This window comes from Ensifer sp. Root1252, from assembly GCF_001425885.1.
Lineage (GTDB): Bacteria > Pseudomonadota > Alphaproteobacteria > Rhizobiales > Rhizobiaceae > Ensifer > Ensifer canadensis.
This window is the reverse complement of the sequence record NZ_LMDT01000012.1, coordinates 202,364-228,144: the sequence shown is the minus strand read 5'-3', so window position 1 is coordinate 228,144 and position 25,781 is coordinate 202,364. Positions and strand designations below refer to the sequence as shown.

Annotated in this window: 22 protein-coding genes; 11 read left to right on the top strand and 11 right to left on the bottom strand. The window is 63.6% G+C overall.

Translation table 11 applies throughout. The annotated features are described in order from the left end of the window. Positions 1–26: 26 nt before the first annotated feature. Positions 27–3,167: an efflux RND transporter permease subunit gene (locus ASD02_RS13580; RefSeq protein WP_025427684.1), complete on the bottom strand. Its 3,141-nt coding sequence runs from the start codon at positions 3,165–3,167 to the stop codon at positions 27–29. Further along, positions 3,164–4,348, bottom strand: coding sequence for an efflux RND transporter periplasmic adaptor subunit (locus ASD02_RS13575; protein ID WP_057220779.1), 1,185 nt, complete (start codon positions 4,346–4,348; stop codon positions 3,164–3,166). The genes ASD02_RS13580 and ASD02_RS13575 overlap by 4 nt, the downstream gene beginning before the upstream one ends. A 314-nt stretch (positions 4,349–4,662) precedes the next feature. Between ASD02_RS13575 and ASD02_RS13570 the strand changes: the two genes are divergently transcribed. The 4 genes from ASD02_RS13570 (at position 4,663) to ASD02_RS13555 (ending at position 9,286) form a co-directional block, all read left to right on the top strand. Next, positions 4,663–5,484: a cyclase family protein gene (locus ASD02_RS13570; protein ID WP_057211137.1), complete on the top strand. Its 822-nt coding sequence runs from the start codon at positions 4,663–4,665 to the stop codon at positions 5,482–5,484. 132 nt (positions 5,485–5,616) lie between these two features. Continuing rightward, positions 5,617–6,021, top strand: coding sequence for a carboxymuconolactone decarboxylase family protein (locus ASD02_RS13565; protein WP_025427687.1), 405 nt, complete (start codon positions 5,617–5,619; stop codon positions 6,019–6,021). Positions 6,022–6,156: 135 nt separating this feature from the next. Beyond that, positions 6,157–8,619, top strand: a complete 2,463-nt coding sequence (locus tag ASD02_RS13560) for a UvrD-helicase domain-containing protein (RefSeq protein ID WP_057220778.1) — start codon at positions 6,157–6,159, stop codon at positions 8,617–8,619. Positions 8,620–8,983: 364 nt separating this feature from the next. Next, positions 8,984–9,286 carry a hypothetical protein gene (locus tag ASD02_RS13555; protein ID WP_128090488.1) on the top strand — a complete coding sequence of 101 codons (303 nt, stop codon included), beginning with the start codon at positions 8,984–8,986 and terminating at the stop codon, positions 9,284–9,286. A gap of 34 nt (positions 9,287–9,320) precedes the next feature. On the opposite strand, the gene ASD02_RS13550 is transcribed toward ASD02_RS13555, so the two are convergent. The 4 genes from ASD02_RS13550 to ASD02_RS13535 form a co-directional block, all read right to left on the bottom strand. Further along, on the bottom strand, positions 9,321–9,767 hold the full coding sequence (locus tag ASD02_RS13550) for a DUF488 domain-containing protein (RefSeq protein ID WP_057220777.1): 447 nt from the start codon (positions 9,765–9,767) through the stop codon (positions 9,321–9,323). A 51-nt stretch (positions 9,768–9,818) separates the two neighbouring features. Next, entirely contained in the window at positions 9,819–10,280 is a 462-nt protein-coding gene (locus ASD02_RS13545; protein ID WP_025427691.1) for a GNAT family N-acetyltransferase, read from the bottom strand. Between the two features lie 190 nt (positions 10,281–10,470). Further along, positions 10,471–11,112, bottom strand: coding sequence for a cysteine hydrolase (locus tag ASD02_RS13540; RefSeq protein ID WP_225906331.1), 642 nt, complete (start codon positions 11,110–11,112; stop codon positions 10,471–10,473). Positions 11,113–11,242: 130 nt separating this feature from the next. Then, positions 11,243–11,917, bottom strand: a complete 675-nt coding sequence (locus ASD02_RS13535; RefSeq protein WP_025427693.1) for a phosphoribosyltransferase — start codon at positions 11,915–11,917, stop codon at positions 11,243–11,245. Between the two features lie 248 nt (positions 11,918–12,165). On the opposite strand from ASD02_RS13535, the gene ASD02_RS13530 reads away from it, so the two are divergent. Both ASD02_RS13530 and ASD02_RS13525 read left to right on the top strand, forming a co-directional pair. Continuing rightward, positions 12,166–13,410, top strand: a complete 1,245-nt coding sequence (locus ASD02_RS13530) for a GGDEF domain-containing protein (protein WP_057220776.1) — start codon at positions 12,166–12,168, stop codon at positions 13,408–13,410. Positions 13,411–13,517: 107 nt separating this feature from the next. Further along, a complete protein-coding gene (locus tag ASD02_RS13525; RefSeq protein WP_025427695.1) occupies positions 13,518–14,018 on the top strand; it encodes a CreA family protein in 501 nt (166 codons plus the stop codon). 82 nt (positions 14,019–14,100) lie between these two features. Here the strand turns inward: ASD02_RS13525 and ASD02_RS13520 are convergent, their stop codons facing one another. The 4 genes from ASD02_RS13520 to ASD02_RS13505 form a co-directional block, all read right to left on the bottom strand. Further along, complete coding sequence (locus tag ASD02_RS13520) at positions 14,101–14,397, bottom strand: hypothetical protein (protein ID WP_025427696.1); 297 nt, start codon at positions 14,395–14,397, stop codon at positions 14,101–14,103. Positions 14,398–14,644: 247 nt separating this feature from the next. Next, a complete protein-coding gene (locus ASD02_RS13515) occupies positions 14,645–15,109 on the bottom strand; it encodes a chemotaxis protein CheW (protein WP_018326507.1) in 465 nt (154 codons plus the stop codon). Between the two features lie 2 nt (positions 15,110–15,111). Next, a complete protein-coding gene (locus ASD02_RS13510) occupies positions 15,112–17,247 on the bottom strand; it encodes a methyl-accepting chemotaxis protein (protein WP_038577246.1) in 2,136 nt (711 codons plus the stop codon). A 179-nt stretch (positions 17,248–17,426) separates the two neighbouring features. Further along, positions 17,427–17,840 carry a MarR family transcriptional regulator gene (locus ASD02_RS13505; protein WP_309141651.1) on the bottom strand — a complete coding sequence of 138 codons (414 nt, stop codon included), beginning with the start codon at positions 17,838–17,840 and terminating at the stop codon, positions 17,427–17,429. Positions 17,841–17,988: 148 nt separating this feature from the next. On the opposite strand from ASD02_RS13505, the gene ASD02_RS13500 reads away from it, so the two are divergent. The 4 genes from ASD02_RS13500 (at position 17,989) to ASD02_RS13490 (ending at position 21,228) form a co-directional block, all read left to right on the top strand. Beyond that, the gene (locus ASD02_RS13500) at positions 17,989–19,188 is read left to right on the top strand and encodes an NAD(P)/FAD-dependent oxidoreductase (protein WP_057220775.1); all 1,200 of its coding nucleotides are present in this window, start codon (positions 17,989–17,991) and stop codon (positions 19,186–19,188) included. Positions 19,189–19,252: 64 nt separating this feature from the next. Next, entirely contained in the window at positions 19,253–19,411 is a 159-nt protein-coding gene (locus ASD02_RS39195; RefSeq protein ID WP_025427700.1) for a hypothetical protein, read from the top strand. Positions 19,412–19,597: 186 nt separating this feature from the next. Continuing rightward, positions 19,598–20,197 (top strand): SCO family protein, encoded by a 600-nt coding sequence (locus ASD02_RS13495; protein WP_057220774.1) that lies wholly within the window; start codon positions 19,598–19,600, stop codon positions 20,195–20,197. 155 nt (positions 20,198–20,352) lie between these two features. Then, positions 20,353–21,228: a 50S ribosomal protein L11 methyltransferase gene (locus tag ASD02_RS13490; RefSeq protein WP_025427702.1), complete on the top strand. Its 876-nt coding sequence runs from the start codon at positions 20,353–20,355 to the stop codon at positions 21,226–21,228. A 312-nt stretch (positions 21,229–21,540) separates the two neighbouring features. Here ASD02_RS13490 and ASD02_RS13480 read toward each other — a convergent pair whose 3' ends face one another. After that, entirely contained in the window at positions 21,541–23,058 is a 1,518-nt protein-coding gene (locus ASD02_RS13480; RefSeq protein ID WP_063978382.1) for an adenylate/guanylate cyclase domain-containing protein, read from the bottom strand. Positions 23,059–23,794: 736 nt separating this feature from the next. Between ASD02_RS13480 and ASD02_RS13475 the strand changes: the two genes are divergently transcribed. Beyond that, positions 23,795–25,630: an aminopeptidase P family protein gene (locus ASD02_RS13475; RefSeq protein WP_057220772.1), complete on the top strand. Its 1,836-nt coding sequence runs from the start codon at positions 23,795–23,797 to the stop codon at positions 25,628–25,630. The last annotated feature ends 151 nt before the right edge of the window (positions 25,631–25,781 follow it).

Sequence of the window (25,781 nt, the reverse complement as noted above, 5' to 3'; positions counted from 1 at the left end):
TCGCTGCCGACGCTGAGAGCCCGCCGCTATTTCGTTTCGAGCGCGGCCGCCGCTTCCATTTCCTCGTGCAGCTTGCGCTCCTCGTCCGCATGCGGCTTCGTGAGCCCAGCAATGACGAGATAGGCGACCGGCGTGAGATAGAGCGTCACGACCACGGCAAGGCCGAGCCCGCCGACCAGCACCCAGCCGAGCGCAATGCGCGCCTCGGCACCGGCACCGCTTGCCAGCACCAGCGGCACCGCGCCGACGATGGTGGCGATCATCGTCATCATCACCGGCCTGAGGCGAATGTTGGCGGCGTTCTCGATCGCCGTGCGCACATCCTGGCCGCGATCACGCAGCTGGTTGGCGAATTCGACGATCAGGATGCCGTTCTTCGCCATGATGCCGACAAGCATGACCAGGCCGATCTGGCTGTAGATGTTAAGCGTGTTGCCGGTCATGATCATCGCAAAGATCGCGCAGGCAAGCCCGAGCGGCACCGTCGCCATGATGATGAAGCCGCTGATGAAGCTTTCGAACTGCGCCGCCAGCACCAGGAAGATGATGACGAGGGCAAAGCCGAAGGTGATGACGAGGCCGTTGGCGTTCTCGTTGAGGGTGGCAGCCTCGGCCAGCGGCATGATGCGCGAGCCCGGCGGCAGCAGCGGCTCGGCCATCTGCTCGACCATGGTCAGCGCCTCACCGAGCGCCAGGTCGGACTTGAGCCCGGCCGACAGCGACACGGCGCGAAGCTGCGATTCGCGCGAGAGCTGCGGCGCCACGGCGGTTTCCTCGACGCTGGCGATCGTCGACATCGGCACGATCTTGCCGTCGCCGGCTTTCAGAAAGATGTTCTGCAGGTCGGTCGGGTCGTTGACCGGATTGGTCGAGGACAGGAGCTTGACCGGGTAGGATTCGCCGTCGACATAGACATCGACGACGCTGTTGCCGTCGAGCATCGCCTGCAGCGCCCAGGCAAGGCCGCCGATATCGACGCCCATGTCGGATGCCCGCTCGCGGTCGATGGTGATCGAAAGCTGCGCCTGGTTGGCCTCATAGTTCAGCCGCACATTCTCGAAGCGCCCGGTGTCTTCCATCTGGCGCACCAGCTTTGCCGCGGCATCGCCGAGCTTGGTGTAGTCGTTACCAACAAGCGCCACCTGCAGGCCGCTGCCGGCGCCGCGAATGCCGAGGCTGTTGGGCTGCATCGCAAACACCCGCACCGAGGGGATGCGCGCCGTCACCTTGTTGATGTCGGAGACGATCTGCTGCTGGCTGCGGTCGCGCTTGTCCCAGGGGGCAAGCGTCAGCACCATGAAGCCGCTATTGGCCGAACCACCCTGGCCGGAGATCGAGAAGATGTTGTCGATCTCGCCGGATTTGACCAGCGGCTGCAGCCCGTCCTCGATCCGGCGCATCTGCGCCTGCGCATATTCCAGCGACACGCCCTGCGGCGCGTTGATGCGCATCATCACCTGCGAGCGGTCCTCGCTCGGTGTCAGTTCCGATTTCAGCGTCATGAAGCCGATGCCGCCCATGGCGGTGAAGAAGGCGGCAACGACGAAGACGATCAGCGGCGCATTGAGGCAACCGCGCAACGTGACCCGGTAGAATTCCGAAGCCCGTGCCCCGAACCGGCGCATCGGCCCCGGCTTCTCGTTGTGGGCCTCCTTTGTCAGCATGCGCGATGCCAGCATGGGGCAGAGCGTCAGCGACACGAAGGACGAAAGCAGGATCGAGAAGGCGAGCACGAAGCCGAACTCGCGGAAGAGCCCGCCTGTCTGGCCCGGCAGGAAGGACAGCGGCACGAACACGGCCGCAAGCGTCGCGGTCGTCGCCAGCACCGCGAAGAACACTTCGAGCGTGCCGTGCACGGCCGCGGCCCTTGGGCCCAGCCCTTCGGCCCGCCGTCGCACGATGTTTTCCAGAACCACGATCGCATCATCGACCACGAGCCCCGTGGCGAGCACGATCGCCAGCAGCGTCAGGATGTTGATCGAGAAGCCGGCCATGTAGATCGCCGCCACCGTCCCGATCAGCGCGATCGGCATGGTGATGGTCGGGATCAGCGTTGCGCGCCAGTCGAGCAGGAACATGTAGATGACGAGCGTGACGATGAAGATCGCCACGCCCAGCGCAATCTCGACCTCGTGGATGGCGCCGTTGATGAAGACGGCGTCGTCGCTGGTGATCCTGAGCTGCGTGCCCTCGGGAAGAATCTGCGTCTGGATCGTCTCGACGACCTTGCGCACGCCCTCGGAAATATCGACGGTATTGGATTGCGCCTGGCGGATGATGCCGAGGCCGATGCCCTGGCGGCCGTTGGAGCGCAGCGCCGTGGTGCCTGAATCGGGTCCGAGCGTCACCGTGCCGATGTCGCGCAGCCGCACATTGTTGACGAGGATGAGGTTTTCGAATTGCTCCGGCGTCTGCAGGTCGGCGGTGGCGCGCACCGAAATGTCCTGGCTGGCGCTCGTCAGCTTGCCGGCCGGCACGTCATAGGAGGCGTTGGCAAGGGCCGTCCTGAGGTCTGCCACCGTCACGCCGCGCCCGGCAAGCTTGGCTTGGTCGAGGTCGATGCGAAAGATTTTTTCCTGGTCGCCATAGACGGCAACGTCGGCGACGCCCTCGACGGCGGCCAGCCGGTCGCTGATCTCGTTTTCGACGAGCAGCGTCATGTCTTCCATCGACATGGTATCGGAGGTCAGCGCCAGGCGCATGATCGGTTGGCTGTCGGCGTCCGCCTTGACGATGCTCGGCTCGTCCGCCTGGTCGGGCAGCTGGTTGCGAACGCGCCCCAGCGCGTCGCGGATATCGTTGGCCGCCTGGCCGATGTCGGTGGTGTCGGAGAATTGCAGCGTCACGCGGCTGCGGCCGAAGGACGAGGTCGAGGAGATGTCGCGGATGCCCTGCACGCGCGAGACCGCACCTTCGACGACCGATGTCACCTCGCGGTCCATGGTCTCGGGTGCTGCACCGTCGAGCGTCGTCGTCACGGAGACGACCGGCTGGTCGACCTGCGGCAGTTCGCGGATCTCGATGCCGTTCCAGGCCGCAAGGCCGGCGACGACGATCAGCGTGTTGACGACCAGGGCGAAGATCGGCCGGCGGATGAAAAGCGCGGTGAAGCCGGTCTTGCCGGCCTCGCGCGCGGTCTGGTGGCCGGGTTCCTTCGCGCCGCTCACTTCCCGTCCTCCGCGACCTTCTGCGCGGCATCGCGGCGCTCGCGCCCGGCAATGCGCACGTCGCCGCCGTCGCGCAGCCGCTGCACACCTTCGGTGACGACTTCGTCGCCTTCGCTCAAGGCCGCATCAACCAGCACCTTGTCGGGGTTGCGCTGGATGATCTTGACCGGAACCCGCTCGCTCTTGTCGGCGCTGACACGCCAGACATAGGAGCCTTCGGAGCTCCACTGGATCGCGAGCGGATCGACGGTCGGATAGGTGTCGCCATCGAATGCCATGGTCACCGAGAAGGACATGCCCGCCCGCAACGTGTCGTCAGGATTTTCCAGCCGCGCCCGCACGCGCAGCGTCCGGCTTGCCTGGTCCAGGCGGTTGTCGATGGCGTGAATGACGCCGTCGAGTTGGCTGCCCGGCTGGGCAATGGCGTGCGCTGTCACCGGCTGGCCGACGACGATCTTGCTCGCAAAACGCTCCGGCACCCAGAAGTCGACGAGGATTTCCGAGCGGTCGTCGACCACGGCGATCGGCGTCGTCGTGGTGACGTAGTCGCCGACATTGACGGTGATGATGCCGACAACGCCCTGCGACGGCGCAACGATATCGCGGCGCTTGAGGTCGAGCTCGGCGGTCTTGAGCGCAAGCTCCGCGGCCTGCATGGCGATTTCGGCGTCGCGCACGTCGACGGCGGTCACCGCGCGCGCTGTGCTGAGGTTGCGATAGCGCTCCAGTTTTTCGCGGGCACTGTCGCGCGTCAGCCGCGCCTGGTCGGCAGCAATCTTCTGGTCGTCGCTATCGAGCTTGGCGATCACCTGCCCCTGCGCCACCTTTTCGCCGGAGCGCACGAGAATTTCGGTGAGGTTGCCGGTGGCCGTCGGCGTCACGGTGACGGAGTGGATCGCCTCGCCGTTGCCGATCGCGTTCAGCCGGTCATTGACGACAGACGTTGCCGAAGGGCGAACCATGACGAGGATGGCGTCGTTGCCGCCCTGCCTGCGTCCGCCGCTGCCTTGGCCGCCCTCGCCCCCAGCGGCACCGCTCTGCTTGGAGATGGCATCGATCAGCGGATGCGAGACACCGATCGCGGCCAGCGTTTCGCCTGCTCCGGGCACGAACCGCACCCAGACGCCGGCACCCACCAAAAGCACAACGGCGCTCACCGCCAGCTGTTTCCAAACCCGCATTCATGTCTCCAAATATGCAAAACGCGCTCCTGCGCGGCACGCGCCGGCGGAATTCCGATTTGCCCAGAGTATCGTTGTTCGCACCTTTGTGGGCAACGGCGGAATGCCATCATTACGCAATTGTAATAAAAGCGTATTTGTTGGCGGCATGATGACATCAGCGCCATCGTGCGCCGGCAATCGCGATCGCCGTGTCATTCCATCAAAACGCACGGGACAAAGACCGTTTACAGCGATTTCCTCTGAGGTATCCTGCAACCGCTGGCAGCCATTGCCATCAGGTTTCGACCGGTTCTTGAGAGGGAAGCAAAGACATGTGCGATGCGTGCGTCATGGAATCCGTAAAGCAGAAAATGTTGTCCCGCCGCAGCTTCTTCAAGGCAGCAGCCGTCGGCACAGCGGGCATCGCCGCCGCGAGCGCCGGTATCGCCCCGCCGGCGCTCGCCCAGGGACACACCGGCGTCACCGACCTCACCCACGAACTCTACGAGGAGTTCCCGACCTTCTTCGGCCAGCAGCAGTTCTTCCGCGAGCAAAAGTTCAGCTACGCCAAGGACAAGTTCAACCTGTTCGAGCTCCGGGTGAACGAACACACCGGCACCCATGTCGACGCGCCGCTGCATTTCTCCGCCGATGGTCTGTCGGTCGCCGAGCTGCCGGTTGAAAAGCTCGTCGTGCCACTCTGCGTCGTCGACATCCGCGAGAAGGCGTCCGCCGATGCCGATGCGCAAATAACACCCGACGACATCAAGGCCTGGGTCGCCGCCAATGGCGACATTCCGGAAAACGCCTGCGTCGCCATGCTTTCCGGTTGGGGAGCGCACCTTGGCACTGACAAGTTCCGCAATGCCGATGCAAACGGCAAGATGCACTTCCCCGGTTTCCACGCCGAGGCGGCGAAATACCTGCTCGACGAGACCAAGGCGGCCGGCATCGCCGTCGACACGCTTTCGCTCGACCATGGCCCCTCGCCTGATTTCGCCACCCACTATGCCTGGCTGCCGGAAGGCCGCTGGGGACTGGAGGCGGCCGCCAACCTCGACAAGGTGCCCGTCAAGGGCGCGACCCTCGTGCTTGGCGCGCCCAAACACCGCGGCGGCACCGGCGGTCCGGCGCGCGTGTTTGCGCTCGTCTAGAGCATACCCAGGAAAAATGCGAAGCGGTTTTCCGTGAGGAAATGCGTACAAGCAAAGAGGGATACCAACCTGCCGATCCGGCGGCGTCCGCCGCCGGACGCCCCCCGATTGACCCTATGACCAGGAGACGTCATGAGCACCATCGCCCCGCCTGCCGATCCGGAATCCGACGCGCGCGTAAAAGCCGTGTTCGACGACATTCGCGCCACCCGCAAATCGGATTTCATCAACAATATGTGGCTGTGGCTCGCCTTCGATGCCGACCTGCTGGAGCAGACCTGGCGCGACGTCAAGGCGGTGATGGCAACGCCCTCCGCGCTCGATCCGCTGGTCAAGGAAATGCTCTACATCGCCGTTTCCGTCAGCAATGGCTGCGGCTACTGCGCCCATTCGCATACGGCTGCCGCGAGAGCCAAGGGCATGAGCGACGCCGAACATGCCGATCTCTTGCGCGTGATCTCACTTGCCGCCAGAACCAACCAGCTGGCGACCGCCTTGCAGGTGCCGGTGGACGCTGCCTTCGACAGGACGGCCTGACGGCGGTGAGCGCGAGAATAAGCGGCTTCGAAATCGCCTGTCTTTCCACAGGCTTGGTGCGGGTGGCGCAGAAAACGGAATAAAAGAAGAACATCCTTTCTGGCCTTTCGCCTCCGAATCACTACATTGAGCCGCATGATGAGTGGTTTCGACGACATTCCCTTCTTCGACGAAGAGCCGGCCCCGCGCAAGCAGCCGCCAGCAACGGGCGGCATCGCCGCGCGCGCCATGGCTGCCCGCGACCGCCAGCAGCGCCCGGATTATCTCTCCGGCCTCAATCCGGAACAGGCCGAAGCGGTCGAATCTCTGGATGGCCCGGTGCTGGTTCTCGCCGGCGCCGGCACCGGCAAGACCCGGGTTCTCACCACCCGCATCGCCCATATTCTTTCCACCGGCCGCGCCTTCCCCTCGCAGATCCTTGCGGTGACCTTCACCAACAAGGCGGCGCGCGAGATGAAGGAGCGCGTCGGCGTGCTCGTCGGCCATGCGGTCGAGGGCATGCCCTGGCTCGGCACCTTCCACTCGATCGGCGTCAAGCTGTTGCGCCGCCACGCCGAGCTGGTGGGCCTGCGCTCCGACTTCACCATTCTCGACACCGACGACGTCGTCAGATTGATCAAGCAGATCATCCAGGCCGAGGGCCTCGACGACAAGCGCTGGCCGGCCAAGCAGTTCGCCGGCATGATCGACGGCTGGAAGAACAAGGGCCTCGACCCGGCGCAGATCCCCGAGGGCGATGCCCGCGCCTTTGCCAACGGCAAGGGCCGCGAGCTCTACGCCGCCTACCAGAACCGGCTGCGCACGCTGAACGCCTGCGACTTCGGCGATCTGCTGCTGCACCCGATCCGCATGTTCCGCAGCAATCCGGATGTGCTGAAGGAATACCACGACAAGTTCCGCTACATCCTCGTCGACGAGTATCAGGACACCAACACCGCGCAGTACATGTGGCTGCGGCTTCTGGCGCAGCGCGCCAAGGGCGTGCCGCAGAACGTTTGCTGCGTCGGCGACGACGACCAGTCGATCTATGGCTGGCGCGGCGCGGAAGTGGACAACATCCTGCGCTTCGAAAAGGATTTCCCCGGCGCCAAGGTCATCAAGCTCGAGCGCAACTACCGCTCGACCGAGCATATTCTCGGCGCCGCCGCGCATCTGATCGCCCACAACGAGGGGCGCCTCGGCAAGACGCTGTTTACCGAACGCACCGACCCGGATGACGAGAAGGTGCAGGTGCACGCCGCCTGGGACTCCGAAGAGGAAGCCCGCGCCGTCGGCGAGGAAATCGAACAACTGCAGCGCAAGAGCCACAAGCTCAACGACATGGCGATCCTGGTGCGCGCCTCGTTCCAGATGCGCGAATTCGAAGACCGCTTCGTCACGCTCGGCCTGAACTACCGCGTCATCGGCGGCCCGCGCTTTTACGAGCGGCTCGAGATCCGCGACGCCATGGCCTATTTCCGGCTCGTCTGCCAGCCGGCCGACGACCTTGCCTTCGAGCGCATCGTCAACACGCCGAAGCGCGGCCTTGGCGACACCACCATTCGCACCCTGCACGACTATGCCCGCGCCCGCGACGTGCCGATGCTTGCGGCTGCGACTGACATCATCGAGACCGACGAACTGAAGGCCAAGGCCCGCAAGGGGCTGTTCGATGTCGTCGCCGATTTCCGCCGCTGGCAGAGCCTGCTCGAAACCACGCCGCACACCGAACTTGCCGAGCAGATCCTCGACGAGAGCGGCTACACGGCTATGTGGCAGAACGACAAATCGGCCGAAGCGCCGGGCCGGCTCGAAAACCTCAAGGAACTGATCCGCTCGATGGAAGCCTTCGAGAGCCTGCGCGGCTTCCTCGAACACGTCGCGCTGGTGATGGACGCCGAGCAGAACGAAAACCTCGATGCCGTCTCGATCATGACGCTGCATTCGGCCAAGGGGCTGGAGTTCGACACCGTGTTCCTGCCCGGCTGGGAGGACGGCCTGTTTCCGCACCAGCGCGCGCTTGACGAGGGCGGCCGCTCCGGCCTCGAGGAAGAACGCCGTCTTGCCTATGTCGGCATCACCCGGGCAAAGCACCGCTGCCACATCTGGTTCGTCTCCAACCGCCGCATCCACGGGCTGTGGCAGTCCACCCTGCCCTCGCGCTTCCTCGACGAGTTGCCGAATACCCATGTGGAGGTGGCCGAGACCGAGCAGTCCTATGGCGGGTACGGCCGCGGCGGCTATGGCCAGTCGCGCTTCGACAAGGCCGATCCCTTCCAGAACAACTACTCCACCCCCGGCTGGAAGCGCGCCCAGCAGAACCGCTCGGATGCGACGCGCGACAACTGGGGCTCGCGCTCCGGCCACGCCGTCGAGCGCATCGGCTACGGCGAAAGCGGCCCGCGCAGCCGCACCATCGATGGCGAACTGGTGGCGAAATCCACCAGCACCGAGCCCTCGCGCTTCACCGTCGGCGACCGCGTCTTCCACATGAAGTTCGGCAACGGCAACATTTCAGCGATCGAAGGCAACAAGCTGACGATCGACTTCGACAAGGCCGGGCAGAAGCGCGTGCTGGATGGATTTGTCGAGAAAGCGTCAGCGCAACGAGTCTGCTAGGCTGGCACATCAGGTGGCAACCAGTTGGGACAACGGACGATTTGGATTGCCGGCATCGGATTCTAAATCGCCCAGGCGGAACGGCCAATATGATTGACACCTCCCGCACCGTCGAAGTCAAAAAATCCTGGCCCCAATTGATAGGAATCCTCGCCGCCGCCGCAGCACTGTCGGCGGCTTCCCTAACAACTGTACTGAACTGGGTGTAGAAGCAGGTTCTGGTCGCTTGTTGTTCGCCCGCTATCTCGGCTCGATAGCTTGGCCCGCTGCATTCCTGGGTGTACTCGTCCTCTACGTTCCGATGCGACGCAGCGTTATCATGTTGTCCCCTCAGGGGTTTAGCGATGCTCGACTGGCTCCGAGCATGATCCCCTGGCCCGCGATCGTCGGCCTCAATCCGATCGAGTATCACAAACAAAAAATGATTGTGTTGACACTCGATCCGAACACGATCGGCCGCCTACATAAGAAAATTGGCGCGAAGATTCGGCGAAGCGGCATGTTTGGAACACCCAAAGGGCTCCTAGTGGTCTCGCACGGCCTTGCCATTACTTTTGCCGAGCTACATTCACTACTCCTTGCCTACCATCGCGACCATGGCCACAAGGCTGATGTTGTTCAAACAGCTTGCGAGTACGGGAGCGTTCATCAAGAGCGTGACGGTTGAAGGAGACGGCACAGCTGCTGGCGACTGTCAGGTCCTACAGATGCTCGACGCGAAGGCGGCCTCCCCAACGATCGTTGAGATATTCGCAGACGAGGGTGCGGTGGCAGCGGTGCGGTTTGTCCTCGGCGCAGAGCAGGCAGGCGCCCTGCAGCGCCTCCGGCTTCACGTGCTGCTCGACCTTGCGCTCCGCCATCAGGTCGAGAAAGTCCCGCGAAAAGGTCTTCCAGTCGCCCTTGTCGGTCTTGTAGACCTTCATGATCGCCTCGGTGGGCGCAAAAAGCGGCTGGTGCACATAGTCGATACCGCCGATCTTCTTCAGGAAGAACGCAAGGTCATTGGCCTTGGCGAAGCCGGCAAGCTGCGAGGTATTGTGCAGCCGGACATCGACGATCGTCTTGACGCCGGCCTTCTGCAGGCGATCGAAAAAATCTTCCGCCGATGATTTTGTGAAGCCGATCGTAGAAACCTGCACGTTGTCCATCGCGTCCACCCCAGTTGCCCGCTGTCACACAGCCTTCAGCCAAGCTAAAGCCTAGATCATCTTGCGGTAGACGAGAAAGCCTGAACGCTCCGCCACCTTGTCGTAAAGTGCCATCGCTGTGGCATTGGTCTCATGTGTCTGCCAGTAAACCCGCGGCGAGCCGGCCGTGCGGGCGGCCTCGTAGACGCCTTCGATCAATGCCGCGCCAACGCCCTTGCCGCGCGCAGCTTCGCTGGTGAAGAGATCCTGGAGATAGCAGTTCGGCCCGATGGACGTCGTGCTGCGGTGAAAGAGGTAGTGGGTGAGCCCGACCAGCCGTCCCTCGTTTTCGGCCACCAGCGCGTGCATCGGCTCGTAAGCATCGAAGAATCGCGACCAGGTCATTGCGGTGATATCAGGATCGAGCGCCGTTGCACCCGACCTTCCATAAAAGGCGTTGTAACCATCCCAGAGCGGCAGCCATTGCTGGTAATCGCTGCGGACAATCGGGCGGATGCGAACTGCGTCGGTCATATCTCTATCCTGCTGGATCGATGCGAATGAACTATGGGGATGATGGCGTGATGTCTTTCCATTCATAGCCTGCCTGCGCAAGGCGTGCTCAGCCCTCAAGGGGCGAAGGCGCCACGGTCTTCGCGATTGCGAGGACCGTGCACCCACTGAAACAGCCCGAGCTGGAGCGGACCAGCGACAAAGACTGCCGCTACATTCGGCCCTTGGCCATCGCCCCGATGATCTCGTCCACGCCGGTCAGGATCGCGTCGCCCATGAAGGCGATGTTGTCCATCGAGCGCTCGCCGGCCTCGTGGTGGCCGGCGCCGCAGGCATCGCGGATGACGATCGGCACCAGCCCAAGATCGGCGCCATGGCGCACCGTCGGATCGATACCGATTTCGGTTGCAATGCCGCAGATGGCAAACGAGGTCAGTCCGAGATCGCGCAGGATGATGGCAAGGGGCGTGCCCTCGAAGGCCGAGAACGTGATCTTGTCGAGTATGGCCTCATCGTCGCGCGGCGCCAGTTCCGCCACCAGCTCGAAGCCCGGCGTGCCGCGCAGGAACCAGGGCTTGACGGCATCGGGATCGTCCGTGCGCTGCCAGGCCATCGCCTGGCGCATCTGGAACGCGCCCATCAGCGGCTTCGGCATCGACAGATGCCGCAGAAAGATGATGGGATAGCCGCCGGCGCGCGCGGCCTCCAGAACCTTCAGCACCTCAGCCAGGATCGCCGGGCCATTCTTGACCTGATTGGTGATCCCCGCCTGCATGTCATAAACCACCAGCGCCATCCGGTCCGGTCGGCAAAAATCGGCAAGCGTTTTCCCAATGTCCAGTGAAACTGCCATCATTCCCCTCTTCCGGCCCACCTCCTCCGGCGGCCGTCCTCACGCTTCAATCAAGCACCGGGAATGTGGCGCGGCGGTTCCAAGGTTTCAATACGGCCGGAGGCAGATGTTGGCGGTAACAACCTCCGTCTCAAGCGTCATCGCACCCGCCTGCCCTCGCCCTGCTGATCAAGGTCATGACCTCGGCATCCGAGGTCTGCTCGAAGTCGCGGTAATGCAGGCCGACGGCGCGGAAGAAGGCGGGGGTGGAGAGACAGACGATGCCGTCGACCGACGGCCGCAGGCTTGCGAGCGCGCTCGCCGGCGCAACGGGAACCGCCAACAGCAGGCTACGCACACCGGTCCGGCGCAGCGCCTGGATCGCCGCGCGGATCGTGCCGCCGGTGGCAATGCCGTCGTCGACGAGCACCACATTGCGATCCCTCGGCGAATGCGGCTCGCGATCGCCGAGATAGAGCACCCGCCGTCTTGCGATTTCCGCGCGTTGGCGCTCGGCTTCGGCGGCGATGTAGCCGCGCGGCGGCCGCACCAGGCGCACGGCCTCGCGGTTCAGCACCAGTTCCGCCTCTTCGCCATCGACCAGTGCGCCAAGCCCGAATTCCTGATGACCCGGCGCGCCGATCTTGCGCACGATCAGCACCTCAAGCGGTGCGCGGAGATACGTGGCAATCTCGAAGGCAACCGGAACGCCGCCGCGCGGCAGCGCCATGACCAGGGGCTCCGGCGGCGCCTCGACGGCCACCGCCTGCGCCAGCCTGCGGCCGGCGTCGGCCCTGTTTTCGAAGAACACCGGTCCCGTGAACATGTCGCCTCTCCCGGCCCGCAGAAGGCCGCTTGAACCGCCTGGCACCGCGTCACCGCCGACGAAACGCCTGACCATCCGGCAGTTGTCACTCCGCATCGGTGGACAACCGTGTCAATTTCGGCAGTCGCTAAAATTGCAGCGATTTCCGCCGGGTTTCGTTAAGGCGCCAAAGCTACCAATTGACCCCTGCATATTTGGCTTTGACGTAAGCCGCCTTCCTCGATTTTAGCACGACAGGCCGTTTCGAAATGAGCTTTCTCCCCGCCCTATCGATCATATGCCTACTGGTGATGCTGCCGGTACTGCTTTCGCTGCAGAAATCATCGATGCCAGGCGCTGCGGAGTTCGCTTCCGGCTGTGCCATGACAACCATTGCCATGACACTGGTGATGCTGGCCGAGATCCAGTCTCTCCGGCCGCTGCTGCTTGTCGGCTTTGCGTTTCTTGCCATCGCCTGTCTCTTCGTACTCGCCGGGTTCCGCTCGTTCTTCGCTCTACCCAGCTGGAGGCCGGCAATCCTGCCGCTCGGCGCAACGATGGTTGCAACCATCTCGGTTCTGGCTGCGTTCGGCGCTGAGAGTACCGCGGCTCGGGCGCTGATCACGCTCGGCGTCGCCGCCGCCGTCTTCGTGGTCGCCTCCATTTCCGTCCTGAGGCTGCGCACAGCGAGCGACCCGACAACACGGAAGGCAATCGTCATCGGTGCCGCCATTGCCAGCGTCACGCTCCTGCAGATCGCCGCGATCTCGCCCCCTTCCCCCGTGAACGAGGCAGGCCCGGCTCCCCTTGTTGCTTGGAACTTTCTGCTGGCTGCGATGTGGCTGCTCTACATGCCCATCCTGTTTCTCGGCGTCATCCTGATGACTCATGACCGCGTCATCGCCGATCTCAAGACCACGATTGCCCGCGACGAGTTGACAGGAGCGCTGTCGCGGCGCGCCTTCATCGAACTTGGCGAACGCATCTTTGCCTCGTGCACGGCGCACGCGCGCCCCGCCGCCTTCCTGCTGCTCGACCTCGACTATTTCAAGCAGATCAACGACCGCTATGGCCATGCGGCCGGCGATGCCGCGCTCGGCCATTTCGCCGACACGGTCACCGCCTGCCTTGCCGGACGCGGCACATTCGGCCGCATCGGCGGCGAGGAATTCGGCGTGGTGCTGTCTGACCATACCGAAGGCGAAGCGTTTCTGCTGGCCGAGGAGATCGGCCGTACGGTCCGCGTCACCCCCGTCGGACGTTTCGGCCAGCCGATCCGATTGACTGTCAGCATCGGCATTGCCAGCGCGGGCCTTGGCGATACCATGACCGACGTGATGATCCGGGCGGACATGGCACTCTACGCCTCCAAGGCCGACGGACGCGACCGCTGCACCATCGCCGGGAGGCTGCAGCCAGACGCCAGCGGTCGCGTGCTTGCCGCTGCCGCCGCACAGCTTCGCGCTGCCGAGGCCTATTCGCTCGCACCGCAACTGCTGCGCGACACCGGCTGATCCGGGAACCTCCGCTCAGCCCGGTTCACGTGTCCACCTTGCGCTGGCCATCTTGCATTGATTGGGGCAGAACCTATGTGAACGGTGCAAACCACCGGAGGAAATTCATGTCCCGTTCGTTCCGCGTCTTGATGCTAGCCAGCCTTGCCGCTTTCGTAACGACAGTCTCTCCCGCCCGGGCCGAAACCGTCGGCGAAGTCGGCGTCGACTGGCTCGGCAACGACATCATCGTCGACGCGGTCAGCGATCCCAAGGTCAAGGGTGTGACCTGTCACGTCACCTATTTCGATCGCGGCGTCATCGATAGGCTGAAAAACGGCAACTGGTTCGAGGATCCATCCAACAACTCGATCGCCTGCCGCCAGACCGGCCCGATCGAGATCGGCGACATCGACCTTTCGAAAGAAGGCGAGGAAGTGTTCCGCTCCGGCTTGTCCTTGATCTGGAAAGACCTGCTCGTCACCCGGATCTATGACCGCAAGAACGACACGCTGATCTATCTTGCCCACTCGCGCGAACTGACCGACGGCTCGGCCAAGATGTCGATCACGACGATCCCGCTCTACGGGCAGACCGTCAACTGGCAGGAAGGCAAGCCGAAGCCCTGACAAAACGAACCCTCCCGGAAGAGTGTTCCAGGAGGGCTTTGTCACCGGCCAGTCCCCACAACTGGCGTCAGGCCATCGATGCTCAATAGGTAGGCGGGACGATACCCTGGTAGTAGTCGCCGTCACCACCCTGATAGCGATCAGTTAACGGCTGCTGGTAGGCACGCGGAACGGTTCTGTAGATACTGCCTGTCGACATCCTATCGACTGGAGCAACGGTGGTGCGCATCGGGGCGACCCTGGCGCGATACTGTGTTCCGGGAGGATTGTTCGCGTCGATGCCCTGATAGTAGCTGTCAGCCAGAACTGGCCCGGCGGCGCCGGCAATGAGCGTTGTTACGGAGAGCGCGGCAATGAGTTTCCTTACAGACATGGTCATAGGTTCAACTCCTGTTTCAAAAATACGGTACCCGGCCTCCGAACAGGTACGCTGCGACAACGCTAAAGTAGTACAACTGTTCCGTCAGCGCTCATGACGTTTTGTCACGATAGCCTCGCCCAAGCGTGAAAATCATGACGCAAGTTTAACTTGACCTGCGGGCTTTCTGACCAACGTGCCACCTGCAAAACGCGAAACGCCCCGGGAAAGCCCCAGGGCGCATCGCCAATCCGCGGCTCGAAGGTGGTCAGGCGGCCTGCGCCAGCTCGTCGGCAATCACCGTGTCGAGGTTGAGGAAGCAGACCATGGTCTTTTCCAGCGCGACAATGCCGCGGCAGAAGGCACGTTGCGCTTCCGGAATGATCTCCGGCGCCGGCTGCAGATCTTCGCTCTTGATGGTCATCATGTCGGATACCTGCTCGACGAGCAGGCCGACCAGCTTGCCGGCAATGTCGGTGACGATGATCGCCGAACGTTCCGACGGTTCGGTCATCTTCATGCCGAGACGGCAGGCCATGTCGATGACCGGGATCACCGCGCCGCGCAGGTTGATGAGGCCGAGCACGTAGGGCGGCGTGTGCGGCATCGGCGTCACCGGCGCCCAGCCGCGGATTTCGCGGATCGCCATGATGTCGATGCAGAATTCCTGGTCGCCCAGATGAAACGAAACGATTTCGAGATAGGCACCGGACTGCTTGATTGCGTTGGACATGATCAGAATTCTTCCCAATTCTCACCGGAGGCCGACGTCGATGGCACGGAGCCCGGTTGGTTGCCGAATGCGCCCGCTAGCTTGCCCATCAGGGCCTTGGCGGGGGATGGAGCTGGACGCGAGGTCGATTTTGCCGAGGCAAGGTTGTGCAAAGGCACCGCCTTGTGCGTGCCCCTGGGTACGAGCCTTGCAGCTGCAGGCGTCGTTGCGGCTGCGATCTGCGTTGAAGCCCGCGTCTGGACAGGCGCTGCCGGCTTCACGGTCGTAACTGGCTTCACGCTCGCGGTCGTCTGCGACGGTGCGTTGGAGCGCATCAATGCTTGGACGGTCCGGCCCTCGTGGAACTGGCCGACGAGTTGCGTCAGCTTTTCCGCGTCCTGCGCCAGCGTGTGGCTGGAGGCGTTGGTCTGTTCGACCATCGCGGCGTTCTGCTGCGTCATCTGGTCGAGCTGGCCGACCGCCGTGCTGATTTCGTTGAGCCCGGTCGACTGCTCACGCGCCGCCATGACGATGGAACTCATGTGCTCGTTGATCCGCGCGACATCGGCGCCGATGCGACCGAGCGCCTCGCCCGTCGCCTGCACCAGCCGGACACCGGTGCCGACCTCGTTGCCCGAGCGGCCGACGAGCGTCTTGATATCCTTGGCGGCGCCTGCGGCGCGCTGCGCCAGCGCGCGCACTTCCTGCGCCACGACGGCAAAACCCTTGCCGGCTTCCCCTGCCCGCGCTGCCTCGACGCCGGCGTTCAGCGCCAGAAGGTTGGTCTGAAAGGCAATCTCGTCGATGACGTTGATGATCGTGCCGATCTCGTTCGAGGCATCCTCGATGCGGGCCATGGCGCTGATCGCCTCGCCGACGATGCGGCCGGATTCCTGCGCATTGGTGCGGGTCTCGTCGACCATGCGGCTCGCCTCTTCGGCGCGCTGGGTCGCGGTGCGCACGGTCACCGTGATCTCGTCGAGGGCGGCGGATGTCTGCTCCAGCGATGCGGCCTGCTTTTCGGTGCGGCGCGCCAGGTCGTCGGCGGCGGTGCGCATCTGGCGGCCATTCGTCTCGATCGAGAGCGCGTTTTCCTTGACGTTGAAGAGCACGTCACGCAGGCGCTCGACCGTCTGGTTGAAATTGCGGCGCAGCGTATCGAGCTTGCCATCGAAGGGGCGGTCGATGGTGACGGCGAGATCGCCTTCGGCAAGCTGCGTCAGTGCCAGGCCGAGGCTGTCGACCGCAGCCTGGATGCGGCGAACCGCTTCGTCGCGCTCGCTTTGCTGCTGTTCGCGTTCCTTCTCGATTTCGCGGCGGCTTGCCGCCGCATTCTGCTCGAGCGATTGCTTTTCTATGGCCGAGGCACGGAAGAGATCGACGGAGCGGGCCATGACGCCGATCTCGTCGCCACGGTCAAGCGCCTCGACCTTGGAGCCGAGCTCGCCCTTCTGGATGCGCTGCATGCTGTCGCGAAGCCCGAGGATGCCGCGGCGCAACGTCGCCCCGTGAAACCAGAGCAGGCCGAGCAAGGTCGCCATGGCGACGAGACCGGCTATAGTCTGCAGCAGAAGCGCATCGGCCGAAACGGCGCGCGCTTCGTCGACCCGCGTCTGAACCAGTTGTGTCGCAGCCTCGGAGAGCTGCGAAAGTGCTTTACCAAGCCGTTCGCCGGCACCGTCGATCGCGTCGTCGATCTTGCCGAATTCTTCCGTCGAAGCCTTGCCTTCGACCAGCGTCTTCAGGTCGACGCCGATTGCCTGGCGAAGTTCGGTGAGATCCGCGTCGAAGGTCGAAAGCGCGTCAGTCCGGCCGAGCAGCGTCGCCAGCGTCTTGATATCCGCCTTGCTGGCTTCGAGAAGGCTAAGCGTGGTTGCGATGCCTGCGGCGCGCTCCGGATGGATCACGCCTTCGTTACGGTCGACGATGGTATCCATGGCGTTGAGCACGAGGTTGGTGGTGGCAAGCCGCATCTCGTCGACGGCGGTCAGGCCGCGCTGCGCGGTGATCGCCCCGTTCAGCGCCTCGTTCGAGCGCATGTCCTCATACCAGCCGACGCCGAGCACGGAGCCGAAGCCAACGAAGGCGGCACCGGCGAGCGTGGCAAGCCGCTGGCTGACGGTGAGGTTCTTTTTCAGGGGCGCAGACGTTGCGGTCATAGGGCAGTCCATGGTCACGGACCTGCCAAAACCAGGCGAAGTCCTCCGTTAAAATCGATGCGGAAAGCCGGGCTCGATCAAACCGGATGACGTCATGTCATGTAGAGGTGAAGCACTTCACCCGCGTTGGCAAAACACTGGCAAACAGACCTTAAGCATTCGCTAAGCCGACCCCCGAATCATGGGGAGAAACGCAGCGCGGCGAGATGCTTTTGCTGGAGCGCGGTCGCCCCTTCGAGAAAGCGCAGCAGAACCGCCTGCTCCTCGGCTGAAAAGGTCGCGAGGAAGCCGGCACCTTCCTCGGCGATCGGCCGGTAATAGGGCGCCGTCAGCATCTCCACTGCATCGGTGTTTTCCACCATCACCTTGCGCCGGTCTTCGGCGCTGCGCGTCCGCTGCAAGAGGCCGCGTGCCTCCATCCGGTCGATCAGCGCCGTCACCGCCGCTGGCGTCAGTCCCGTCTCCTCGGCAATCGCGCCGGCCGGTCGCGGGCCGGCATGCAAGAACGCGAGGCAGCGGCGCTCGGCGGCATTGAGCTGCAGCCGCTCGCCCACCGCCTCGTCATAGGCTTGGGTCGCATCCTGCCAGCGCATCACGGCGCCGCCAATTGCTCGGACGAGTCCGTCCGGCGCCGGGCTTGACGAATTTACTTCGATCATCTAAATATTAATCCATCGTACTTTTCATTCATCGCAACAATATGAACTTCGCTTGCAGCGGACGCAAGCCTTGGAGACGCATATGCCAAAGCAGAATTCCATCGCGATAACAGGCGCCGGCATTGCCGGCCTGTCCCTCGCCATTCGCATGCGCCAGACCGGCCACTCAGTCCAGATCTTCGAGGCGCGGCCGCGGGAGGCGTCCGGCGAAGGCGCCTTCCTGACGCTGGCGCCGAACGGCATCAATGCGCTGCGCGCGCTCGGCCTTGCCGAGCGTGTCTCTTCCCTCGGCATCCCGACGACCGGCATTGAAATCCTCAACGCCGCTGGCCGACGGCTGGCATTGCTCGATGAGCGGGAAGCCCAACGGCAGGCGGGCGCCGCGAGCATCACCCTGCGTCGCGCCGACCTGCTGGAGGCGCTACGCCAGACAGCGTCGGCGCAGGGCGTCGACATTCGCTATGACCACGCGCTCATCGACATCGAGCGGAAAGCGGACGGCGTGACCTTGCGCTTCGGCAACGGCGAGAGTGCGCATGCGCATTGGCTCGCCGGCTGCGACGGGGTCTGGTCGCGCACGCGGCGCCTCGCATTGCCCGCCTCGCCCGAGCCGCTCTATACCGGGTTGACAGGCACCGGCGGCTTTCTCGATTGTCCTCACGTGCCGTCGAGCGGCGGCGTGCTGCGCCTGATGTTCGGCGAAAGCGCCTTCTTCGGCTACATCAAGGCGCAGGAAGGGCCGGTGTTCTGGTTCGATTCCTTCACGCTCGACGAGGAGACGGCGATCGGCCGGCCGGATCCGGCAGCCCTTGCCGCCCGCACCCGCGCCCAGCACGCCGGCGACGCCGCCCCGGTCCGCGACATCGCCGCGGCCGTCACCTCGGTGCCGCGCGCCTATCCGGTCTTCGACATGGGCCACCTGCCGCGCTGGTTCGACGATCGCGTCGTGCTGCTTGGCGATGCCGCCCATGCGGTCTCTCCCCATGCTGGCCAGGGCGCCTCGATGGCGATCGAGGATGCCGTCGTGCTCGCCGCCTGCCTCACCGCCTATGGCGCGCCGAGCCGGGCCTTCAGGGCCTATGAGACGCTCCGGCGCGACCGGGTGGAACACATCGTCCGCATCAGCCGCCGCCGTGGCGCCAAGAAGCAGGCAAAGGGCCCGGTCGCACTGTTCCTGCGCGATCTTCTCCTGCCGCTTCTGTTGCCCTTCGACGCGAAAACGACCCAGGCCGTCCAGCGCTACCGCGCCGATCTCGACCCGCTGGTGTTGCCGGCCGCCTGAACGCCGATCTCCGGCCCGGCCGGAGATCCCTTCCCCTTGGCGCTCCGGATGCTATGATAGGGTCATGAACACGAGAACGCAGAGATCGATCCGGCTTCCGCTGCTTGCGGGTCTTGCGATGGCGCTTGCCGTCGTGACGCTTCTCGCCTTCCGCGGCTGGATGGCGAACGGCGCCGATATCTTCCTGGCGCTCGCCCAGTCCGGCCTTGCCTGGTGCATCTGAGCTGACGGGCATTACTGCCGGAGGATTTCCAGGAAAAGTGCGAAGCGGTTTTCCGTCCGGAAATGCTTCAACACAAAGAGATTGCCTGCGGCAATTGTCCCATTTGCGTGGCTGCGGCGGAGACGGTATCAAAAGCCGATCAACCTGATATGGCCGGCCAAGGCCCCAACTAAATCGGTAGCACGCATGAAAACCATTCGCATCGCCCTTTGGGCCGCCGTCGTCGTCATGGCCGGCGTTCTCGGCTGGCTGACCTACGAGATGACCCAGTCGAAGCAGCAGGCCGCCTCCGGCCCCTTCGGCGTGCCCTTCACGCTGGTGGCGCAGGATGGCAAGGAGATCACCGAGAAGGCTTTCTCCGGCAAACCGACCGCGCTGTTCTTCGGCTTCACCCATTGCCCGGAGGTCTGCCCGACGACGTTGTTCGAGCTGAACGGCTGGCTGGAAAAGGTCGACCCGGAAGGCAACAAGCTGCAGGCCTATTTCATCACCGTCGACCCTGAGCGCGACACGCCTGAAATTCTCGGCCAGTACGTCTCCAACGTGTCCAAGCGCATCACCGGCATTTCCGGTCCGGCCGACAAGGTGCTGGAGATGGTCAAGGGCTACCGCGTTTACGCCAAAAAGGTGCCGCTCGACGCCGAAAAGCCTGACGGCGACTACACCATGGACCATACCGCCTCGGTGTTCCTGCTCGACGCCGACGGCAGCTTCTCCGGCACCATCGCCTACGGGGAAAACCCCGAAACCGCGATCAAGAAGCTCGAGAACCTCACCAAGGGTTGAGGACCGCTCCTGCCCCAATCGAACATCTTTGCTAGCGCCGGCATCGCCCGGCGCTTTGCGTTTGCCAAGCTTTCATGCTAGCGGCGGGGGCTTGCAGCGGCGCACGTCGGATAGGGCGTGCGGCGATTATGCAGAGCCAGCCGAAGGACAGAGCCTTGAGCGAGATCAGACTTTTCGTCACCACCACCGAGAAGCAGGCGGAAGCCGTGCTCGACCGCATGAGCGAGGTCTTCGGCGAAGAGGATTTTGCCATCGGCACGACGGAAGTCGACGAAAAGCGCGACGTCTGGGAAGCCTCGATCTACATGATGGCGGCCGACGAGGAGAGCGTCAACGAGCGGCTGACGGAGGCGCTTGCCGACGACTTTTCCCATCTTGCCATCGAACGCGAAGTGCTGCCGGATATCGACTGGATCGCCAAGTCGCTCGAGGGGCTGGCGCCCGTGCGCGCCGGCCGTTTCGTCGTGCATGGCTCCCATGACCGCGACAAGGTCCGCACCGGTGAGATCGCCATCGAGATCGAGGCCGGCCAGGCCTTCGGCACCGGCCACCATGGCACGACCGCCGGCTGCCTCGAAGTGCTGGCGACCGTGGCGCGCACCCGCACGGTGCGCAACGTGCTCGACCTCGGCACCGGCAGCGGCGTGCTGGCGATCGCTGCCTGGAAGCTCCTGCATGTGACGGTGCTCGCCACCGACATCGACCCGATCGCCACCCGCGTTGCCGAGGAAAATGCCCGCCGCAACGGCGTCGTCACCGGCATGACCTTTGCGACGGCCCCCGGCTTTCACTCCACCGCCTTCAGCGGCAACGGCCCCTTCGACCTGATCATCGCCAACATCCTCGCCCGTCCGCTGATGAAGATGGCAGCGCAACTGACCGCCAACCTCGCCCCCGGCGGCTCGGTGATCCTCTCGGGCATTCTTGCCGAGCAGCGCTGGAAGGTGCTTGCCGCCTATAACGGGCAGCACCTGCGCCATGTCCGCACCATCTGGCGCAACGGCTGGGTGACGATCCACCTGGAGAAGTGAGGCACGCGTCCGGAGCGACAGCCGCAGGGTTTCTTCGCAAAGCCTGACCTGGTCTCGGTTTGCAGCCTATCCCTTCGCCGGACGGCGGTGGGAGAACTGAGCGATGGATATGCCGGCTTTGCGGAAGCCGTTCAGCCAGAGCTCCGCATCCTCTGACAAGGAGCAAATCTTCGCGGTGTTTCGGGCGTAGACGTCTGCATCGAACGCCGCGGGCATCGCGCGCGTTATGATTGCCGCCTCCTCCGCCCTGCCGAGCTGGGCGAGACAGGCCGCCTGGTTCAATCGGAAGAAATACGGCGGATCGATCAGGGTTCAGTAGGCGGTCAATGCCGCATCGAACCTGCGCGCGAGATAGTAGCAGTCCCCGAGACTGGAGAGGAACGCCGGCGGCAGGAGCGGCTCGAACTTGCAGCCCCGTTCGACAAGCGCCAAGCCTTCTTCATGCATTCCCGCATAGGAAAGGATCATGCCTCGGGCGACAAGGACGTTCATGTCGCGCGGGCTCATCGAGATCGCAATGTCGGAGTAGCGCAGGGCCTCGTCAATTTTCCCGACCAACAGAAAGCATGCAGCAACGCTGGTGAGGACGAATGGATCGTTTCTGTCGGCAGCGATCGCCCGCGCGGCATATCCCTGGCACTCAACCTCAAGCCCGGCATCTGTCGCAGCATCAGGCTCACTGAACCGCCAGTATGCGTAGAGCAATCCTAGCGAGGCGAGAGCGGGCGCATAGGTCGGGTCGACGCGGATCGCCTCCTGCATGTGCCCGCGTGCACCCTGTTCGTCACCGTTGCGCCAGGCAGCCCCTGCCCGGAGCCAGGACCTATAGGCGGAGATATCCGTCGTCGAACTCCTTGCGCGAACGGCCCCGGCCACCTCTTGAAGATTGAAAAACAGGCGACCTATGATCGCATCGACGATTTGATCCTGGACCGCGAAGATGTCCGCCATTTCGCGATCGAATCTCTCGGCAAAGACATGCGCCCCTGTCTGTGTGTCGATCAATTGCACCGAGGCGCGCAGGCGCTGGCCAGCCAGCCGGACACTGCCTTCGAGGACGAATTCCGCACCGAGCTGCCGGCCCACCTCCGCCACGTTCACCGATTGGCCCCTGTAGCTGAACGTGGTGTTTCTGGCGACGACGGAGAGATTCCGGAAGCGGCTCAGCTCGGTGATGATGTCCTCGGTGAGGCCGTCGGCGAAGTAGTCCTGCTCTGTGCTTCCCGACATGTTCGTGAGAGGCAGAACGGCGATGGTGGTAAATTCCCTGCCGCGAGAAAGTGTCGTTTGGAGCAGTGCCCGGGCCGTCTCCATTCCGAAGATCCTGACCGGCGCAGCAATGTTCTTGAGCTGCACCAGTCCGAGGTCTTTCATCACGACGGGGATCTTGCCTCGGACTTCATTGTGCACCTTCTCGGACATGCAGATGCCACCCGGCTCGGCCAGCGCTTCCAGTCGCGCTGCGATGTTGACCCCCTCGCCATAAATGTCTGAACCCTCGCCGATGACATCGCCGATGTTGATGCCGATGCGGAGCAGGATCTCGCTGGGTTCTGGAACACCGGCATTCGCCTCCGCCATCTTCCGCTGAAGCTCGAGCGCGGCCTCGACGACGTCAATCGCGCTGGCGAATTCGACCAGCACACCGTCGCCCATCAGCTTGACGATGCGTCCTCCATGGGCGCGCACCACCGGGTAGAGCACATGACTTCGCCGCTCCTTCAGCGTCTCATACGTCCCGGCTTCATCGGCTTCCATCATGCGGGAATAGCCGACCACATCGGCGACGAGGATCGCAACAAGGCGGCGGTGGATTGATTTCTCGACCACGCTCCCACGTCTCCTTCGGGTGGCGCACTCTGTTGGGAAACCGAACTCGTCCACAATATCGGGATTGTGACCTTGTGCAAAATCATCTTGTGGCACGTGTTCCATAACGGCGCACGAAAGAGCCGTTGATGTCAGGGTGCCAGCGCCAAAAAGCCAAGCCGAAGAAAAACGAAAAGGCCGCCACGTCTTTCATGACGGGCGGCCCTTCGAAACAAAGGCGATGCCAGGGGCATCGCCTGCTGGTTCGGCTTGAGACCGAACCATGCCCGCGAGCCTGAGGAGGAGGAGCGCTCGAGCGGGCGTCTACCGTTCCGAAATTGACCACCCTTGAGGGAGGAGGAGAACAGAGTGATCAACTATTCTCGGAACTGCAGGCTTTTGAACCACCGGATGTTCGTCCGTGTTCGTTGAGGCGGCTTATAAACTATTATTCCGATAGAGATAGCAGCTTCTTGGCATAGGAGCCATGCAGAAAGCGCATATGTATGGTAAATGAGCAATTGCCCTCTAAAGCATTTCCGATTTATGCGGAATCGCAAAAACGCTCTATCTCTTTGTTTTTACACATTTCCTGACGGAAAACCGCTTCGCACTTTTCCTGGAAATGCTCTGATTCTGTGCACGTCCTGCCGCCGGCATGCCCGGCAGGATCTCGCCTCTTTCCTCCCCATGGACGTTTCCGCTAAGATCGCGCATCTTTCCCGCGGTTCTCCGCCCAATTTACCGGAAATCCCTCATGTTTCAGTCCTTTGAAGTCACCTCCACGCCCCAGTTCGGCAAGGAGCGCACAGAAGCCTTGCGCGCCACCTTCGCCGCCCTCGGCATCGACGGGTTTCTCGTACCCCGTGCCGACGAGTTCCAGGGCGAGTATGTGCCGGCATCGTCGGAGCGGCTTTCCTGGCTCACCGGCTTTACCGGTTCCGCCGGCGTCGCCCTCATTACGCAGCGTCAGGCTGTCGTTTTCGTCGATGGACGTTACGTGACCCAGCTGAAGGAACAGGTCGACGGCCAGGTCTTTATCGGCGGCGATCTCATCGGCGAGCCGCCGCATCTCTGGCTGGAAAATAACGGCACCAAGGGCTTCAGGCTCGGCATCGACCCGTGGCTGCACACAGGCGCTGAAGTGCGCCGGCTGGAAAAGGCGCTTGCCGTCCTCGGCGGCTCGCTCGTCTTCCTCGACCACAACCCGCTCGACCGCATCTGGACCGGTCGCCCGGCAGCCCCGCTCGGCCGCGTCTCCATCCAGCCGATCGAGCAGGCCGGCGAGCTTGCCAAGGACAAGATCGCGACCATCGCTGGCGGCCTCGAAAAGGCCGGTGCCAGCGCCGTGGTTTTGACCGACCCCTCCTCCGTCGCCTGGACCTTCAATATCCGCGGTACCGACGTGCCGCACACGCCGCATCCGCTCGCCCGCGCCATCATCCATGCCGACGGCCGCGCCGAGATCTTCCTCGACAAGCGCAAGACCGGCATCGAGCAGGAAGCCTATCTCACCCAGATCGCCGAGATCGCAGCACCCTCGACCTTCGACGACCGCCTGTCGACGCTCAGTACTGCGGGTGCTGCCGTCATGCTCGACCCGGACCTTGCCTCCTTCGCCATTTCCGAGCTGATCCGCTCCAAGGGCGGCAAGGTCGTCGAGGCCGTCGACCCAGCCCGCCTGCCCCGCGCCCAGAAGAACAGGGCCGAGATCGAGGGCTCGACCCGCGCGCATCTGCAGGATGGCGCCGCGATGGTCGAATTCCTCGCCTGGCTCGACAAGGCCGAGCCCGGCACCGTCACCGAGATCGGCGCTGCCAACAAGCTGGAAGCCGCCCGTGCCACCGTCGGCGAGCGCATGCAAAACCCACTCAAGGACATTTCCTTCAACACCATCTCCGGTGCCGGCTCGCATGCGGCGATCATGCACTACCGCGTGACGACCGAAACCGACCGCGCGATCGAAGCAGGCACCATGTTCCTGATCGATTCCGGCGCGCAATACATCAACGGCACCACCGACATCACCCGCACGGTGGCGGTCGGCGCGGTTCCGGAAGAGCAGAAGCGCTTCTTCACGCTGGTGCTGAAGGGCATGATCGCCATCAGCACCGCGCGTTTCCCCAAGGGCTCGCGCGGTGTCGACCTTGACCCCTTGGCCCGCATCGCGCTGTGGAAGGCTGGCGCCGACTACGCCCATGGCACCGGCCACGGCGTCGGCTCCTACCTCTCGGTGCATGAGGGACCGCAGCGCATCGCCCGGCTTTCAACCCAAGAACTGCTGCCCGGCATGATCCTGTCGAACGAGCCCGGCTATTACCGCCCCGGCGCCTTCGGCATCCGCATCGAAAACCTCATCGTGGTGCAACCGGCCGAAGAGATCGCCGGCGGCGACCTGGCGATGCTCGGCTTCGACACGATCACCTATTGCCCGATCGACAGCCGCCTGGTGCTGCCGGCGTTGCTGACCGACGAGGAACTGGGCTGGTTCAACGCCTACCACGCCGAGACGCGCGAAAAGCTGATGCCGCTGTTGGTGAGCGACGAGACCCGCAACTGGCTGAAGACCGCGACGAAAGCCATCACACGCTGAGTGGGGCATTGCGAAGGGGCTGAAGCGCGTTTCCAGTCCCCAAAGCATGTCGCGCAAAGGTGCGCAGTGGTTTTGCGATAACGACATGCGCAAAAACAAGAGCTTAAAGCGCAACAAGCGAATCCGGGAGAGCGCCCGGCGCTGTAGCAAA

Coding starts and splice junctions, on each gene's coding strand:
- ASD02_RS13515 (WP_018326507.1), bottom strand. CDS start 15,109: ATGTCCAACGCAATCAAGCAGTCCGGTGCCTATCTCGAAATCGTTTCG.
- ASD02_RS13525 (WP_025427695.1), top strand. CDS start 13,518: ATGTCCCGTTCGTTCCGCGTCTTGATGCTAGCCAGCCTTGCCGCTTTC.
- ASD02_RS13550 (WP_057220777.1), bottom strand. CDS start 9,767: ATGGACAACGTGCAGGTTTCTACGATCGGCTTCACAAAATCATCGGCG.
- ASD02_RS13545 (WP_025427691.1), bottom strand. CDS start 10,280: ATGACCGACGCAGTTCGCATCCGCCCGATTGTCCGCAGCGATTACCAG.
- ASD02_RS13575 (WP_057220779.1), bottom strand. CDS start 4,348: ATGCGGGTTTGGAAACAGCTGGCGGTGAGCGCCGTTGTGCTTTTGGTG.
- ASD02_RS13535 (WP_025427693.1), bottom strand. CDS start 11,917: ATGTTCACGGGACCGGTGTTCTTCGAAAACAGGGCCGACGCCGGCCGC.
- ASD02_RS13520 (WP_025427696.1), bottom strand. CDS start 14,397: ATGACCATGTCTGTAAGGAAACTCATTGCCGCGCTCTCCGTAACAACG.
- ASD02_RS13530 (WP_057220776.1), top strand. CDS start 12,166: ATGAGCTTTCTCCCCGCCCTATCGATCATATGCCTACTGGTGATGCTG.
- ASD02_RS39195 (WP_025427700.1), top strand. CDS start 19,253: ATGAACACGAGAACGCAGAGATCGATCCGGCTTCCGCTGCTTGCGGGT.
- ASD02_RS13500 (WP_057220775.1), top strand. CDS start 17,989: ATGCCAAAGCAGAATTCCATCGCGATAACAGGCGCCGGCATTGCCGGC.
- ASD02_RS13510 (WP_038577246.1), bottom strand. CDS start 17,247: ATGACCGCAACGTCTGCGCCCCTGAAAAAGAACCTCACCGTCAGCCAG.
- ASD02_RS13475 (WP_057220772.1), top strand. CDS start 23,795: ATGTTTCAGTCCTTTGAAGTCACCTCCACGCCCCAGTTCGGCAAGGAG.
- ASD02_RS13565 (WP_025427687.1), top strand. CDS start 5,617: ATGAGCACCATCGCCCCGCCTGCCGATCCGGAATCCGACGCGCGCGTA.
- ASD02_RS13570 (WP_057211137.1), top strand. CDS start 4,663: ATGTGCGATGCGTGCGTCATGGAATCCGTAAAGCAGAAAATGTTGTCC.
- ASD02_RS13495 (WP_057220774.1), top strand. CDS start 19,598: ATGAAAACCATTCGCATCGCCCTTTGGGCCGCCGTCGTCGTCATGGCC.
- ASD02_RS13540 (WP_225906331.1), bottom strand. CDS start 11,112: ATGGCAGTTTCACTGGACATTGGGAAAACGCTTGCCGATTTTTGCCGA.
- ASD02_RS13505 (WP_309141651.1), bottom strand. CDS start 17,840: ATGCGCTGGCAGGATGCGACCCAAGCCTATGACGAGGCGGTGGGCGAG.
- ASD02_RS13555 (WP_128090488.1), top strand. CDS start 8,984: ATGATCCCCTGGCCCGCGATCGTCGGCCTCAATCCGATCGAGTATCAC.
- ASD02_RS13560 (WP_057220778.1), top strand. CDS start 6,157: ATGATGAGTGGTTTCGACGACATTCCCTTCTTCGACGAAGAGCCGGCC.